Genomic DNA, 15,767 nt, shown 5'->3' with positions numbered 1-15,767 from the left:
CAAAACGTTACAAAAATGATGCATGTTTCAAAAGCAAAAATTGCTACTGAGCATTTAGTAAATTATACTTAGTGCTCATTTCTCACATGCTCATGCTCATGGTTCCCATGAAATTTCATTGCTGTTGGAAGAAAGTGAAGTTTGCCCTGTTGCTTGGGGCAGTTATTTTGGCTGGCTGTAGTGTTGGGCCAGAGTATAAACGCCCTGATATTGCGGCACCATCTGCATGGCATGAAAATGCTAGTTCCAGTTCTCCTCCCATCTCAAACACGACTGCCCCAGAAACCGCACATTGGCCATCAACTGAATGGTGGCATGGGTTTGCCTGTGCTGAATTGGATGCGTATATCGCACAAGCCAAACTGACTAATAATGATCTTGCCGCGGCGGTGGCTCGGGTTCGGCAGGCGGATCAGCTGGCCAATATTGCCGGCGCTGCGTTATTACCTACTCTTGGTGCCAGTTTTACGGCATTGAATGAGCGTGAGCAGGCCACAACCGGCAATTATGTGGCTGTTAAGCAGTTTTCACCGCAGCTTAACGCCAGTTATATGTTGGATTTTTGGGGTAAAAATCGCGCTGCGCAAGATGCGGCAATAGCGACTGCGGCAGCGAGCCGGCATGACCAGGTGACGGTGGAGCTGACGGTGATTAGCAGTGTAGCGCAAAGTTATTTTCAAAGCCTGGCGTTGCGTGAGCGTGTCGCGGTGGCGGAACATAATTTAGCCAATGCGGAAATTACTTTAAAAGGTTTACAGCAGCAATTACACGCAGGGGTCGCCACCGCATTGGATGTGGCACAGCAAGAAACCACGGTGGCCACGCTCGCAGCAGCATTGCCGCCATTACGCTTGCAACTGAGACAAACGCTGAATGCGTTGGCGATTTTAGTTGGTAAAACGCCAGAAACTGTGGAGGTAAGCAATCAGACTTTGGCTGATTTAACTGTGCCTGAAGTGCGCCCCGGCTTGCCTTCGGAATTATTGGAACGTCGACCCGATGTCGCTGAAGCAGAAGACCAATTAATTGCTGCGAATGCCAATATCGGTGTTGCTCGCGCGGCGTTTTTTCCGAGTATCGAACTGACCGCGTCGTACGGTTACGCCAGTTCAGCCTTAGCTGGCATGACCAATTCTGCCAACATCATCCACACGCTAGCCGCTGGAATAACCCAACCGATTTTTGATGGCGGTGCGATTAAAGGGCAATACGAATTCTCTAAAGCGCGCTATGACGAATTGCTGGCTAATTATCGCAAAGCGATTTTGTCCGCCTTGGGCAATGTGGAAGATGCCTTGGTGGCGGTGCAGCAAAATACCGAGCAGGTTAAACGTCTGGAATTTGCCGTGCAAAAAGCAGCACGTGCGCATCATATTGCCCAGGCACAGCTGCATGCCGGGACAGTCAATATATTAGCGGTGTTGAATACAGAAACCGCGTTGTTCACAGCGCAAGACGCGTTGATACAGGCGAAAAATTCTCATTTAGAAGCGTACCTCAGCCTGTTTGGCGCTTTAGGCGGTGGTTGGCAAAAGGAGGCTGGTAAATAATGAAAAGCATGCAGGTATTTCAGACATTAACTAAAGGCCCACGCGCTATTTTATTGGGCTTGGGTTTGTTAGTCGTGTTGTTTGCAGTGATGATGGGCAGCGCCACTAAATCAGCGCCCATAGTTAATGCCAAGCCGGTTATTTTGGTGGAAAGCGTCTTAGCCAGTAAGCGTGATTTACCGATTTACATTACTGGTTTAGGTGCGGTGCAAGCCTTTTATACGGTCACGATTAGCCCACGGATTGATGGTGAATTAATGAAGTTGGGATTCACCGAGGGACAAATGGTGAAGCCCGGTGATTTACTAGCGCAAATTGATCCGCGCCCGTATCAGGCGGCGTTAGATCAAGCAGTCGCCGGCAAAGCAAAAGATGTGGCACAACTTGCCAATGCGAAGATTGATTTAGAGCGTTATCAAAGTTTGGCACCGGAAGAATTCACCAGTAAGCAAACTCTGGAAACGCAACGCGCTTTAGTGGCGCAAACCGTAGCGCAAATAGCCGTGGATGACGCAGCAATCGATAGCGCTAAAACCCAACTCAGCTATGCAACGATCCGTTCCCCGATAGCTGGCCGCACCGGAATTCGATTAGCCGATCCGGGTAATATTTTGCATAGCGCTACGGCTTCCGGCATTGTTGTGGTCACGCAAGTACAACCTATTTCAGTGATCTTTACCTTGCCGGCAGAAAGCCTGCAAGTCGTGCATAGCGCCATGTCGGCGGCGACAGTTTCCGTATCTGCCGTATCACGTGACGGTAGCACCTTACTGGGAGTAGGCACGCTAGGTTTGATTGATAATCAAATCGATCCAACGACCGGAACGATGAAATTGAAAGCGACATTTCCGAATCAGGATAACCGGCTTTGGCCGGGTGACTTTGTGAATGCCCGCGTGTTAGTAGAAACCCGGCATGACGCAATTACGATTCCATCCAGCGCCATACAACGCGGCCCGGATGGCGTGTTTGCTTATGTGGTTAAAAAAGACAACACAGTTGAAATGCGCAGCTTAAAACTGGGCGCGGAAACCGATGGCGTCGTTATTGTGGAACAAGGCTTGCAAGAAGGGGAGCGTGTAACGACTAATAACCAGTATCGCTTACAGCCCAAGGTGCATGTTCAGTTTACGGATGCGGTGAATAGAGTAATAGGAACTAAAGCACCGTGAATATTTCCGCTCCTTTCATTCAGAGGCCGATAGCGACCTCATTAGTCATGGCGGCTATCTTCCTTATCGGTTTAGTCGCTTTTCCTTTGCTGCCGGTTGCGCCTTTGCCGCAAGTCGATTTTCCGACCATTTTAGTGAGTACCAGTTTGCCGGGTGCCAATTCGGAAACTATGGCGTCTTCGGTCGCCACGCCGTTAGAAAATCAATTTGCGCAAATTCCCGGCGTAGCGCAAATGACCTCAACCAGTGTGCTGGGTTCTACCCAAGTCACGATCCAGTTTGACCTTGATCGCAATATTGACGCAGCGGCGCAAGACATTCAATCCGCGATTAATGTCGCGAGCGGATTTTTACCTAAAAATTTGCCTAGCCCGCCTATTTACCGAAAAATTAATCCAGCAGAATCGTCCATTATTGTGTTCGCGGTACATTCCGATTCATTGCCACTCACCAGAGTTGATGATTTTGCAGAAAACGTGATTTTGCCGCGCATCTCGCAAATTTCCGGCGTTGGTTTAGTGTCGATCGGCGGCCAGCAAAAACCCGCGGTCAGGGTGCAGGTTGACCCGGCAAAAATCGCCGCAATGGGAATACAGCTGAGCGATTTAGCCAGCGTCATTACCACCGCTTCCGTGAATGGACCGAAAGGCGGCATTAACGGCACTAAGCATAATTTCGTAATTTATGACAATGATCAGTTATTAAAAGCGGCTCCGTGGAATGACGTGATTGTGGCGTATAAAAATGGTGCGCCGGTACGCATCCGTGATATTGGCGTGGCCGTAGACGGGCCGGAAAATAATCAGATGCTCGCATGGCAAAACGGAAAAAATGGGATTTTATTGTTAGTCTATAAGCAGCCTGGCGCAAATATTATTGATGTGGTTTCGCGCGTCAACAAAGCACTGCCGCAAGTGCTGGCGTCAGTCCCTTCGTCGATTAAAATCGACAAGATCATCGACCGCACCACCACCATTAAAGCGGCGGTAGATGATGTTGAATTTACGCTGTTGCTGACCATTATTTTGGTGGTCATCGTCATCTTTATTTTCTTGCGCAATATTTGGGCGACGATCATCCCAAGCGTGACTATTCCGTTAGCTTTGCTGGGAACGTTTGCGCTGATGTATTGGTTAGGCTATACGCTGGATAATCTCTCGCTCATGGGGTTGACTATTGCTGTCGGGTTTGTGGTGGATGATGCGATTGTGATGCTGGAAAATATTTACCGGCATATTGAAAATGGACTATCGCCACTGGAAGCCGCTTACAAGGGGGCGGACGAAATTGGATTCACGATTCTTTCGATCAGTATTTCACTAGTAGCGGTGTTCATTCCGCTGCTGCTAATGGGCGGTATTATCGGGCGCTTGTTCCGTGAATTTGCGATAGTCGTGACGCTCACCATCGCTGTTTCGGCCTTTGTTTCGCTGACCTTGACGCCGATGATGTGTTCACGCTTTATCCGTGATGAAAAACACGCTAAGCATGGCCGCTTTTATATGCTGACCGAGCGGTTTTTCGACTGGATGTTAGCTGGCTATACGCGCGGTCTTGATTTCGTTCTCAGGCATCAAGGGATTACTTTAATCACCTTTTTCTTGACGCTGGCAACCACCGTGGGTTTGTATGTAATCGAGCCCAAGGGGTTTTTTCCGCAACAAGACACAGGCATTATTATCGGCTTGTCGGATGCAGCGCAGGATGTGTCGTTTGATGAAATGGTGCGCTTGCAGCACAAACTGACTGACATTATTGCGAAGGACCCCGACGTAGAAAGTTGGGCCACTTCGGTCGGTGGTTCGCGCCCATTAAATAACGGTTTTGTGGTCATCGGATTGAAGCCGCTTGAACAGCGTCATGCAACGTCGGATCAAATCATTGCGCGTTTGCGCAGCCAGTTTCCCACAGTCCCCGGTGCGACATTTTTCCTGCAGTCAGCGCAGGACTTGAATGTGGGCGGCAGGTTATCGCGTACGCAATATCAATATACGTTGCTTGACCCGGATTTAAATGAAATCAACGAATGGGCGCCTAAATTACTGGCGAAGTTAAAAGCCTTACCGCAATTAAGAGATGTTGCCACCGACCAGCAAACCGACAGCACCATGTTGTCGGTAACCATTGACCGAGATCAGGCCGCGCGGTTTGGCATACAGCCAGCCGATATAGATCAAACGCTGTATAACGCGTTTGGACAGAATCAAGTCACGCAGTATTTCACGCAATTAAATACCTATCATGTGATTCTGGAAATTAGCCCTGAATTGCAACGCGACCCAGATACGCTCAGAAAACTTTACATCAAATCGCCATTAACCGGGCAGCAGGTGCCGCTCTCAACCTTTGTGAAATACGACACCGAACACGTCGCGTTTTTATCGATTAACCATCAGGCGCAATTTCCGGCAGTGACGCTGTCGTTTAACTTGTCTGCCGGTGTGGCATTAGGTGAAGCCGTGGAAGCGATTCAAAAAGAAGTGGTGGATATTAAAATGCCGCAAGCTGTGGTTGGCACTTTTCAGGGAACTGCACAGGCCTTCCAGACTTCACTGAAATCGCAGCCGTATTTAATCGCTGCTGCGCTCGTCGCGGTGTACATTATTTTGGGAATTTTGTATGAAAGTTATATACATCCCTTAACCATTTTATCGACCTTGCCTTCCGCTGGCGTGGGCGCGTTGCTGATGTTGCTGGCGTTTCATTTTGAACTGAGTGTGATTGCGTTAATCGGGATTATTTTGTTGATCGGTATCGTTAAGAAAAACGGCATTATGATGGTCGACTTTGCGATTCAAGCCGAGCGAGAGCAGCATCTGCCGCCTGAAGAGTCGATACGTCAGGCTTGCTTGTTACGGTTCCGCCCAATTATGATGACAACAATGGCAGCTTTGCTGGCCGCACTGCCGCTCATGCTAGGGCATGGAACCGGTTCAGAACTGCGCCAGCCGCTCGGTTATACGATGGTGGGGGGCTTGGTACTCAGTCAGGCACTCACCTTATTTACGACCCCGGTTATTTATTTGTATCTGGATCGTTTTAGTTTGTGGCTAAATCGACGTCGCAAGAGAAAAGCACCGTTAGCCTCCAGCACTCTGTCGAGCTAATTAGTATTGAAGGAAGTTGTAATGCTTAGTGAAAAAAATGATGAAAACGCAGTACAAAAAGTAATTGAAAATGAGCAGTTGGTTAACCGCTTGCGCCGCATCGGTTTCGGCATTTTAATCGTTGGCTTGTTGAGTGCCATCGCCGTGTTTATTTTTGCCAGTACAGCGAACAATGCTGACGGTAACGTGGTCGCTTATGAAAACATAGGCGGCGTGAGTTATCCGGTAGACGCGTCATCCTCCAAAGGCTATCAATATAATGTGGAGCGAGTAGGCGGAAAATCTACCTTGCTTGCGGTGGAATTAGACGATTGGTTCGCCAGTTTGTGGCACGGTAAAAAGCTCAGCTATACGCTGGCATTCTTGTCGATTTGTTCCGCTCTTGGATGCTTTTTATTGGCGCGCTTGTTTTCGTTGCCGCCGCATGAAGATGAAGTGGATAATCAGGATTGGAAAGGGTGAGTTTACCTGTTTAATTTATTGCTGAAACAAAAAAGCCCCGTCACTAATTCAAGTGACGGGGCTTTTTACTACTTACACTAACTTATTTTTTTGCAGGTTCAGCAGCTGGAGTTGACGCAGCAGGTGCTGCTGCGGCAGGAACAGCATCGGCAGCTGGAGCAGCAGGTGCAGGAACAACAGCGGCAGGTGCTGGTGCAGCAGCAACGATATCAATCTTCGCTTTTGCTTTCATGTCATCCAACATCTTTTTCAAGTTTTGTTGTTGCAATTGTTGGCTCAAGCCAGCTTTGACTTGTTCTAACGGTGGGATAGTCGCTGTGCTTGGACGTGTGTCATCCAGCATAATCACGTGGTAACCGAATTGGGATTTCACTGGTTCTTCAGTGAATTTACCTTTTTCTAATTTAGCGACTGCTGCGCCAAATTCAGGCACCATGCTGTGCGCGTCGAACCAACCTAAATCGCCGCCTTTAACTTTTGAACCAGGATCTAAAGATTGTGCTTTAGCGATTGCTTCAAATGACTTTGGATCTTTGTTTAACTTAGCAATAATCGCTTTAGCTTCGTCTTCGGTTTTAACCAAAATATGACGTGCTTTGAATTGGTTACCAGAAGCTTGTGCTTTTAATTTGTCGTATTCAGTCGCTAATTGCGCGTCAGTAACTTCATTGTGTTTGATGTAATCTTGAACAAAGGCTTGCGCTAAAACAGATTGCTTCGCCATTTCAATTTCGTCCATCGTGTCAGCAGTTTTATCCAAACCTTTTTTAACCGCTTCTTGCGCTACGATCAATTGCATAGCAATGTTGTCAATGATCATTTTGCGTGTTTCTGGCGTATCAGGCATGCCACGTTGTTGATGCAAAATCATGTCAACTTGTTTTTGGCTAATTGGTGTGCCATTAACCGTTGCAGCAACGACTTCTTTAGCTGGAGTTGCGGATGTAGCAGCGGCAGCTGTTTTGTCAGCTTCTTTTGGAGTACAAGCAGCAAGTGCCATCAGTGCAACTGCACTACCAAGCACAACGCGAGATTTGATCAACATCTTATTTCCTTTAAAGTTAAGCTGCATATGTCGATTGGGTTTAAACACATGCTAGTTATTAATATAAAACGACAACGGATTTTACTCGTGATTCGGGGAAAAATTGCACAATTTCGTGTCAAATTGTTGCACGCCATTTTTTGCTTCCCTGTTACTGCGCTTTGATCACTTTTCTGGCACCGCTATTCCAACGTGTTTCTTAGGAAAACCATGGATTCTAACTGGGGAAATAGACCTTTGCATGGAATTTGTAATGAATATTTAAAAAATAACGGTAAAGAGTGTTTTGCCAACTAAAAGTGCCCCTGATTTGCCAAAGTTATATTTGCCTAATAATTAAGCAAAAAAAGCTTTGTGATTTGCTTAACTAATAAGCAGGGATATTTTTTTAAAATCATTCATTCTCATAGTAACAACTGCTTAAATAGTAAGCAAAACGCTCGACTTGTTATGCAAAGAAAAACACGTTGAAATAAACTTGAAAAAGCCCTTTTTTATTTAAAAAAATCAAGCTAATATCCGCCTGTAGTTAGAAACGTTTTTAGAAGTATTTTATGAAACCTAATGAACAGTTAGGTTTTGATTTAGTTCACTGAGGGCAAACTCGTTGAAAAGCGAGGACGCAAAGCCTCCGGCCTAAAGCGCGCAAGCGTTATGGTAGCGGGGTTGCCAAGCTTCAGTACTGGCGGTTCCCGTTCGTATTTGAACTTTGACTAGGCGTAGCCCTCGCTCATTTTGGAGCGAGTCTTGAAGATATTCCCAGAGCTTAATTTAGTCCCCCGTGGATTGTTGTTGGCCGTTAGTACCGCCACGTTCCTTAGCGCCTGCGGCGGAGGTTCTGATACCAACAGCCGTCCAGTATCCGCAGTCGATATGGCGAGCGGTGTCACGACACTGCAGTTGCAGCCATCTGCATTGCCAACGGCAGCTGCTCAGCAAGTTGCAACACCGGGATTTCATGTTGCTCCCGTCATCTTAAACGCGCCAGATACGACAGATGCAGTAGACAATGCCGCGTCAGCGCGTAAATCACCTCGCATACAGTTGGTGCCGGATGAATTTAAAAATGTATCCACTCGTCGGTTAACCTTGCAAGCACTGCAAACCATTCGACAAACGCATGAGATTAAGGAAGAAAATGTCAGCGTAGCCGGTATGGTTAATCCACTGGCTTCAACCGCGGCAGTGGTTACTTATACCCCAGCACAAATACGTGCCGCTTACGGTTTTCCAACCTTGCCAGCGGCAGGCGCAACCCTCACTGCAGCACAAGCTGCGTCGTTAGGTGCCGGACAAACTATTTATTTAATTGATGCGATGAGTGATCCGAATGTCGCTGCTGAATTAGCGGCATTCAATCAAGCCTTTGGTTTGCCTGCTTGTGCTACAACGCCTATCGCCAGCACAGCAAGTTTACCTTTATCGGCAGCGTCCAAAAATGCATGTCAATTCTCTGTGGTCTATAGTACTACCAGCGGCACGATGACTAGCACGGCACCTGCTTATAATTCAGGTTGGGCAACCGAGATCGCCTTGGATGTGCAGTGGTCGCATGCAACGTCGCCGTTGGCACGGATCGTTTTGATTGAAGTTCCGGATGCTTCACTCAATAGTTTATTAGCCGGTATAAATTTAGCGAACGCGATGGGCCCAGGTGCTGTGTCGATGAGTTTTGGTAGCCCGGAAGGTAGCTGGACCGCCTCGGTTGACTCCTCTTTTACCGTTGCCAACATGAGTTACTTCGCGGCCACCGGTGATTCTGGTGCGGGCGTTATCTGGCCATCTGTTTCTACTCATGTGATGGCGGTGGGCGGTACCAGCTTAACGTATTCTGGAAGTGGTACGCGTTCAGAAACAGGCTGGGCTGATACCGGCGGTGGTACTAGTGCATATACTGCTGTGCCGAGTTATCAGAATAGTTCAGTGCCCGGTATGGGAGCGCAAACTTATCGTACCGTGGCGGACGTGTCGTTTAATGCCAATCCAAATACCGGTCAATATTTAGCCGTGATAAGTCCGGGCAGCTCGACCGTGAGCTGGCTCAGTGCGGGTGGCACCAGTTTGGCGACACCGCAATGGGCTGGGCTTGTGACGATTGCTAACGCCGAACGCGCTTTGGTTTCTAAGACAGCATTAGGTGCATCTCAAACCATTCTTTACGATCAAATTTCTAACGTGCCAGCCAGCTATGCCAGCGCATTTTTAGATGTCACGCAAGGTTCGGACGGTAGTTGCGCAGCTTGCATCGCTAAAGTCGGCTATGACCAATTAACCGGTTTGGGTACTCCTAATGCGACTAGTTTGCTGAATATACTTTCAGGCACATCGACAGCGATTGCTGCTCCAGTTGTTACGCCGGCCAGCATTAGCGGCACAGTTGGCACGGCATTGTCATTTACTGTTTCAGTCACTGCGCCAGATGCCGTTACTTACAGCTTAAGCGGTGCACCTTCAGGCATGGCAATTAGCAGCGTCGGTGCGGTAACTTGGGCTACGCCAGTTGCTGGTACCTATGCTGTTACGGTGAGCGCTAAAGATAGTAAAACCGGTTTGAGCGGTTCGGGTTTGTATACGGTGACGATTGCTAATCCAACCGCGCCGGTAGTTAATGGCGGCAGCATTAGCGGCAAAGTGGGTACGGCACTTTCCTTTACTGTCGCAGTGACTTCGCCAGATCCGTTGACGTATACCTTGGCGCAACAACCAAGCGGCATGACGATTAGCAGCGCTGGCTTAGTCACTTGGGCCACACCGGTTGCTGGTAGTTATGCTGTGACGGTGAGTGTTAAAGACACTAAAACTGGCTTAACCGGTAAAGGCGTGTATAGCATCGTCATCGCAGCTAAAGCGCCACCAACAGTCGCCAGCGCAAACATTAATGGCACAGTGGGTGTTGCGTTATCGTTCGGTGTTACTGCTACTGCACCTGATGCGGTGACATACACTTTAGGTAGCGGCGCACCTTCTGGCATGGTCATTAGTAGTTCTGGTGAAGTTAGCTGGGCTAAACCTGTTGCTGGAACTTATGCGGTTGCGGTGACCGCGAAAGACAGCGTAACCGGCCTGAGCGGTACTGGCGTGTACACGGTAACGATCAGCGTCAAAGGGCCGGTAGTAACAGCGCCGGCAATGACGGGCCAAGTCGGTAAAGTGCTTACTGGATCTATCATCATTAGTGACCCAACTGCTACGGCGTTGTCGGTATCAATTTCTGGCGTTCCAATGGGAATGACTTTTTCGGTGACTGGTTTAACTATTACAGCGACTTGGGCTAATCCAGTCGCGGGTACTTACAGCATGAAAGTCGTTGTGACTGATTCAGCTGGCTTGAGTACAACCGTTACGGTGCCAGTTACTGTTACGCATTGATGGTTGATTCATATTAGCCGGGTGGGTGGGCATTTTGTGCCTGTCCACCCGGCTTATATTTATTTAAAAAATTAACCAGTAAAAAGCTAACCCGTAAAAAAGTTAACCTGTAAAAGGTTAGCCTGTAATACTTGTCCCACCCAGCTCCACGTGTCCAGCAAAGCGACGCGAAAAACTACTGTCGGCATTTACCGTCGCGGTGAAATCATACCAACCGCTAGTTACAGTCTGCACATTCCAGTAAGAACTTACCGTTGCGCCCGCTGCTACGACACACGTCCAAGGACCATCAGTGCGGTAGCCATTCGATGTCACGGTGAAGGTCACGCTGGCAGTCGTATTATTCACCATTGTCAGCAGCAACTGAGCGTTGCCCGCCGTGGCGAAACTGTAAGACGAAGTGACTTCCAGTAAGCCGCCTGCCGCCGTATTGATGTTGCCGACGAAGCGACGCATAAAACCATTCGGGCCGTACAGCGATAAATCGTAATAGCCACCGCCATAAGTTTGTACGTGAAAGTAATCCTTCACTGAACCATTCGCGGCAACGTCATATTGCCACGGGCCGTCGCTGCGATAGTTGTTGGCGTAAATACTGTGATGTACCGCCTGGCTACCGGTGTTTGTCATGGTGATCCAAACGATGCCGGTAGATTTTGCGACAAGCGAAGTGCCGTTCGGCTGATAAGGCAGGGCGCAGGCGAGGCGTGTGCCGAATTCTTGAAGTGGTGTGATTTGATTGAGCGGTGCCGTCGGTGCCGGCAGGGTAGAGCACTGAGTGGCAGCTTGTTGAGCGAGCGCCGCGGTGTTCGGCATGCTTGGCACGCTGACTGTGGTGCTGTTGAAGTTCAGTGTCGAAGTCAAGTCACCGCAAATCAGACGACGCCATGCGGAAATATTTGGCTCCTGAACACCGGTCCAGGTTTCCAAAAAGCGGATTACCGAGGTGTGGTCAAACACCTGCGAATTCACATAACCGCCGCGCGACCATGGCGAAATAACAGTCATCGGTACACGTGGGCCTAAGCCGATAGGAACGCCACTGACGAATTCGCTGGCGGTGCCGGCGGCCGGAACAGGTGGAACGATGTGATCAAAATAACCGTCATTCTCGTCATAGTTGAGGAACATCACGGTCGATGCCCACACGGTTGGATTAGAGGTCAGTGCGCCCAATACCTGGCTCACCATATCGGCACCGTTAGCCGGTGGATTGCTTGGATGTTCCGAAGCACTGGCCGGTGCAACTACCCAGGAAACTTGCGGCAGAGTGTTGTTGAGTACATCGTTCTTGATGGCGGCGACGATATCGCTCACCGTATTGCCCGTTACAACCGGTACCGAAGACATGCCGTTGTTGTACAGCGGTGAGCCAACTGCGGCGTTGCGGTATTGGGTAAACCAAGCCAATGCATTGTCGTCGAAATTGTCGCTGGTCTTTTGGTATACCTTCCAGCTTACTCCCGCCGCTTGCAGCCGTTCCGGGTAAGTGGTCCAGCTGAAGCCCGGCTCGTCGTTGTTCGTTATAGGGCCGCCGCCGGTACCATTTGGGTCGATCATGCCGGACCAAAGATAGAGCCGGTTTGGATTGGTCGGGCCCATGATTGAGCAAAAATAGTTATCACAAATGGTGAAGGCGTCAGCCATCGCGTAGTGAAAAGGAATATCGGCGCGGGTGTAGTAGCCCATGGTGAGTGAGCCTTTGGCGGCTACCCAGTTGTCGTATTTGGCGTTGTCCCAAGCGCTGTGCGTGCCAGTCCATGAGTGATCGAGATCGGACATGCATTGCGCGCTAGTTGCGGTGGTGTCGAGATGGAAAGGCATTTCGTAGCTACTGCCGCTCGGCTGTTTGAATACGGTATTGCCATTGCGCAGTGTTAGCGCGGTACGATCATTAAAGCCGCGCACGCCTTGCAGTGAGCCGTAGTAATGATCGAAAGAGCGATTTTCCTGCATGAAGATGACGACATGTTTCACTGCCGACAGCGAGCTACCAGCTGGTGTCGCCGCCATCGCGGTTTTCAGTACACTAGGAATGAAAGCAGTTGCGGCAGTGGCTGCCGAGGTGGTAAGAAATTGACGACGTGAACCTCTGATTTTTGTCATGACAGGATCCTGTTAGCTACACAAATGGTCTCGAAATTGAGCACCTCGGTTTTATTGCCGTGGGAAGTGTAGGGGAGGAAAATGACGTGCAAATGTCAAATCAATGACATGTCAGTGACGTTTCGATGACATGTTTTGATTGGGGTTTGGCCGTGAATTTATGGCGGATCTAGGGGGGGACTGTAAGTGCAGTTCATGAGCTGCTGCAATGATATTTCCAACATGTTCAATAAGTTCTTCGACAAAGCTCAACGTAACATCAAGGTCGCCTTCATATTCGGCCAGATTCCGTTTGTTGTGTGCTTGGTTGAGTAATAGCCATTGCGCAGGTTGATGCCCGAGAGTGTGTTCCAGGCATTGAAAGACCAGATAGCGATTTTCGCTGCGATAACCATGAAAACGTAGCGCAGATAATGCCGCTGCATGTGCCGCGTTGTAAGCAAGATCAAAGCGACTTTCTATTGAGAGAATAGTTTGTTTGGAGTCATGCCAACGTGCGGTGGCTGATCGTAATAAGCCGGCTAGTTCGCGTGCATCTGGTGGTTCAATCTTCAGTTTCCCGATGCGAGCCAGATTCGTTAGTGCCGCCAAGTCGGATGATGTCATGTTCCGATCCCTTGATAAATATTTTAGGCTGCTCCAGAACGCGCATGATAAATGATTTCCCATCATGAATCCGTTGCGCAAACTCGTCAGGCGTATAGAGCGTAGGGTTTACCACGCGACCGAGTTGGACATTGGATGGCAATAAAGTTTCAAGTAATTGCAGATTGGACGGTAACTTGCCGACCACCATCAGATCAATGTCGCTATTCGCCGTCTCAGATCCTTTGGCAATTGAGCCATAGATAAATGCTAAATCAATGAGCGGCAAAAGCGGTGCGAGCGCGGAGCACAGTACATCGGCAACGCCAAACGTTTTTATTACAATAGCGCGTAATTCTTCAAATATCGGTGTATCAGGATTCGCTTGATAATGCTTCTGATTGCCAATGCGCCGTACGGTGACTAGGGCCGCTTCTTCAAGCCGCGCCAATTCCCGCTGCACGGCGCCGGAACCGGAAGCAGTTAATCCAATAATTTCATTCGCGTAAAACGACCGTTGTGACTGACCAAATATTAGTGCCAGTACCCGTTGTTGCGTTTTAGAGAAGAGTGCGTCTGTGTATATACCCATATTGGGTATGTTAATGCCCAATATGGGTATTGTCAAATTGCAGCTAAATTGAGTTATTCAACTACCTGAAGAAGTCGACAACTCGGAACCACAGCTCACTTCTCCAGCAACAGTGCAGCTAATTCGACAGGTTTCGTCAGACTAATCATGTGTGTCGCACCGGCGATGACGTGCATGCGGGCATTGGGTATTTGTTGCGCAATGTCGTTGCGCATTAATTCGGGTGGGCACGACACATCAAGTTCACCGGCAATGACTTTGGTTGGAATCTGAATTGATGGCAGGCGCTTGAAATGGCTCATGTTAGCCATGCTGTTCCAGCTTGCTTCCCATTCTGCCGCCGAATCAGTTAATACGGAAGCACGGGCATATTGCACATACTGATCATTCGTCGCCAGCGTTTCAGGTGAAAACCAGCGCGTTAATGTGCTGAATACCAGTACCGCAGCAATTAGCCGCTCTATACAAAAGCTGGAAAAAGAATTGGGCGTGCGCTTGCTCAATCGGACGACGCGCAAGATAGGTTGTACCGATGAAGGCATGGCCTTGTATCGCGATACGCAGGCAGCGCTGTTGCAAATGAACCGTGCGCTAACTGCCGCCAAACAAAGCCGTACCGATGCGCGTGGATTATTGAGGATTACCTGCGCACGTAATTTCGGCAGAAAATTTATCGCCCCGTTGGCGATTAGTTTTCGTAAAAGCTATCCGGAAATTGATATTGATTTATCGCTGGATGATGACGTGATTGATTTAATTGAGCACGGCGCAGATATGGCGATTCGTGGCGGGCACCGCGAAGATAGTCGTTTGATCTACCGCAGTCTGGCGATCATGCCGTTTTATGTTTGCGCGACGCCTAAATATTTGGCGCGGGAAGGTACGCCAATCCAGTCGGCAGACATTGCACATCATAAATGCGTGGCATTCAAAGTCGGTGTCAGCTCAGAACCGATGCGCTGGGAATTTGATGACAGTGGCAAACTGTATCGGATGGAAGTGCGCGGTAGTTTTAGCGTCAATGACATCGAAAGCGCATGCCAGGCGGCGCTAGCGGATGAAGGTTTGGTGCAATTGCCCGGCTATCTGGCGGTTGAACATATTCGCGCCGGGCGATTGCGGCCAGTCTTGCTCGATCAGCTCAGTCGTCATCGCTCATTTTCGATTACCTATGTCAACCGGCGTGAGTTGCAACCACTGCGCGATACGCTATTTGCCGATTATATTTATCAATCGTTACGTGATGAAAAACTGTTTTCTTTAACCGCGCAAGAGCTTCAAAATTTTATAGTTTGATATGAATTGGTTTTTGGCGGTCATTAACCTTTTGGCTGCATAACAATCACAGCCATGCCCGCCAGTGCCATTCCAGCGCCAACCATATCCCAGCGGCTTAGCGTAATTCCATCAACAAAGCGTAGCCACAGCAAGGCAATGGCAATGTACATGCCGCCATATGCTGCATAAGTACGACCTGCAGCACTTGGGTGTAATGTGAGTAACCAGGCAAACAGCGCTAAAGATAGCGCAGCAGGCAACAACAACCAGATCGGTTTACCTTGTTTTAGCACCAGCCAAGGCAGGTAGCAGCCAATAATCTCTGCTAATGCAGTGATGGCAAATAAGGCCGTAAGCTTGATTAATTGCAACATCTTCTCTCCGAAGTAAAGTTGCTTGCTAACTGCAAGCAGTGCTATTTTGCCAGTTTAAATCTCAGCGTGGGTTTGAGTATTGATCGGCTAAAAATACCGCAGATAAAAAGTTCTTTAAGTTTCGCAT

At 48.8% G+C, this 15,767-nt stretch carries 12 protein-coding genes and 1 riboswitch; of the genes, 6 read left to right on the top strand and 6 right to left on the bottom strand.

From position 1 onward, the window contains the following. Window positions 1–134: 134 nt before the first annotated feature. From S2091_RS06325 to S2091_RS06310, 4 genes are read left to right on the top strand one after another with little or no spacing between them, the layout of a single operon-like run. Window positions 135–1,550 (top strand): efflux transporter outer membrane subunit, encoded by a 1,416-nt coding sequence (locus tag S2091_RS06325; RefSeq protein WP_165794929.1) that lies wholly within the window; start codon window positions 135–137, stop codon window positions 1,548–1,550. Next, window positions 1,550–2,722, top strand: coding sequence for an efflux RND transporter periplasmic adaptor subunit (locus S2091_RS06320; protein WP_207769645.1), 1,173 nt, complete (start codon window positions 1,550–1,552; stop codon window positions 2,720–2,722). The genes S2091_RS06325 and S2091_RS06320 overlap by 1 nt, the downstream gene beginning before the upstream one ends. Next, window positions 2,719–5,829, top strand: a complete 3,111-nt coding sequence (locus S2091_RS06315; protein WP_105530950.1) for a multidrug efflux RND transporter permease subunit — start codon at window positions 2,719–2,721, stop codon at window positions 5,827–5,829. The genes S2091_RS06320 and S2091_RS06315 overlap by 4 nt, the downstream gene beginning before the upstream one ends. A gap of 21 nt (window positions 5,830–5,850) precedes the next feature. Next, complete coding sequence (locus S2091_RS06310; protein WP_105530949.1) at window positions 5,851–6,291, top strand: hypothetical protein; 441 nt, start codon at window positions 5,851–5,853, stop codon at window positions 6,289–6,291. Between the two features lie 82 nt (window positions 6,292–6,373). Here the strand turns inward: S2091_RS06310 and S2091_RS06305 are convergent, their stop codons facing one another. Further along, window positions 6,374–7,336 (bottom strand): peptidylprolyl isomerase, encoded by a 963-nt coding sequence (locus S2091_RS06305; RefSeq protein WP_105530948.1) that lies wholly within the window; start codon window positions 7,334–7,336, stop codon window positions 6,374–6,376. Window positions 7,337–7,923: 587 nt separating this feature from the next. Further along, window positions 7,924–8,010, top strand: a riboswitch (cyclic di-GMP riboswitch). A gap of 73 nt (window positions 8,011–8,083) precedes the next feature. Here S2091_RS06305 and S2091_RS06300 point away from each other — a divergent pair. After that, on the top strand, window positions 8,084–10,705 hold the full coding sequence (locus S2091_RS06300) for a S53 family peptidase (protein WP_105530947.1): 2,622 nt from the start codon (window positions 8,084–8,086) through the stop codon (window positions 10,703–10,705). Between the two features lie 117 nt (window positions 10,706–10,822). On the opposite strand, the gene S2091_RS06295 is transcribed toward S2091_RS06300, so the two are convergent. The 4 genes from S2091_RS06295 to S2091_RS23985 all read right to left on the bottom strand — a co-directional run bounded on the left by S2091_RS06295 (window position 10,823) and on the right by S2091_RS23985 (window position 14,530). Further along, window positions 10,823–12,811, bottom strand: coding sequence for a phosphocholine-specific phospholipase C (locus tag S2091_RS06295; protein ID WP_105530946.1), 1,989 nt, complete (start codon window positions 12,809–12,811; stop codon window positions 10,823–10,825). A gap of 111 nt (window positions 12,812–12,922) precedes the next feature. Beyond that, window positions 12,923–13,417: a hypothetical protein gene (locus tag S2091_RS06290; RefSeq protein ID WP_207769644.1), complete on the bottom strand. Its 495-nt coding sequence runs from the start codon at window positions 13,415–13,417 to the stop codon at window positions 12,923–12,925. After that, a complete protein-coding gene (locus S2091_RS06285) occupies window positions 13,356–13,988 on the bottom strand; it encodes a nucleotidyltransferase domain-containing protein (protein ID WP_105530945.1) in 633 nt (210 codons plus the stop codon). The genes S2091_RS06290 and S2091_RS06285 overlap by 62 nt, the downstream gene beginning before the upstream one ends. A 95-nt stretch (window positions 13,989–14,083) precedes the next feature. Further along, a complete protein-coding gene (locus tag S2091_RS23985; RefSeq protein WP_165794919.1) occupies window positions 14,084–14,530 on the bottom strand; it encodes an alpha/beta fold hydrolase in 447 nt (148 codons plus the stop codon). Here S2091_RS23985 and S2091_RS06275 point away from each other — a divergent pair. After that, on the top strand, window positions 14,415–15,284 hold the full coding sequence (locus tag S2091_RS06275; protein ID WP_105530943.1) for a LysR family transcriptional regulator: 870 nt from the start codon (window positions 14,415–14,417) through the stop codon (window positions 15,282–15,284). The genes S2091_RS23985 and S2091_RS06275 overlap by 116 nt on opposite strands. A gap of 23 nt (window positions 15,285–15,307) precedes the next feature. Here S2091_RS06275 and S2091_RS06270 read toward each other — a convergent pair whose 3' ends face one another. Further along, window positions 15,308–15,640, bottom strand: coding sequence for a YnfA family protein (locus S2091_RS06270; protein WP_105530942.1), 333 nt, complete (start codon window positions 15,638–15,640; stop codon window positions 15,308–15,310). Window positions 15,641–15,767 lie beyond the last annotated feature (127 nt).

Source organism: Solimicrobium silvestre (assembly GCF_002976435.1).
Classification (GTDB): Bacteria; Pseudomonadota; Gammaproteobacteria; order Burkholderiales; family Burkholderiaceae_D; genus Solimicrobium; species Solimicrobium silvestre.
The sequence above is the reverse complement of the archived record's forward strand: the minus strand, read 5'-3'. Positions and strand labels throughout refer to the sequence as shown.

Excerpts from the sequence above, each read along its gene's own strand:
- S2091_RS06320 (WP_207769645.1), top strand. The coding sequence starts at position 1,550 with ATGAAAAGCATGCAGGTATTTCAGACATTAACTAAAGGCCCACGCGCT.
- S2091_RS23985 (WP_165794919.1), bottom strand. The coding sequence starts at position 14,530 with ATGCCTTCATCGGTACAACCTATCTTGCGCGTCGTCCGATTGAGCAAG.
- S2091_RS06305 (WP_105530948.1), bottom strand. The coding sequence starts at position 7,336 with ATGTTGATCAAATCTCGCGTTGTGCTTGGTAGTGCAGTTGCACTGATG.
- S2091_RS06295 (WP_105530946.1), bottom strand. The coding sequence starts at position 12,811 with ATGACAAAAATCAGAGGTTCACGTCGTCAATTTCTTACCACCTCGGCA.
- S2091_RS06310 (WP_105530949.1), top strand. The coding sequence starts at position 5,851 with ATGCTTAGTGAAAAAAATGATGAAAACGCAGTACAAAAAGTAATTGAA.
- S2091_RS06290 (WP_207769644.1), bottom strand. The coding sequence starts at position 13,417 with ATGACATCATCCGACTTGGCGGCACTAACGAATCTGGCTCGCATCGGG.
- S2091_RS06285 (WP_105530945.1), bottom strand. The coding sequence starts at position 13,988 with ATGGGTATATACACAGACGCACTCTTCTCTAAAACGCAACAACGGGTA.
- S2091_RS06270 (WP_105530942.1), bottom strand. The coding sequence starts at position 15,640 with ATGTTGCAATTAATCAAGCTTACGGCCTTATTTGCCATCACTGCATTA.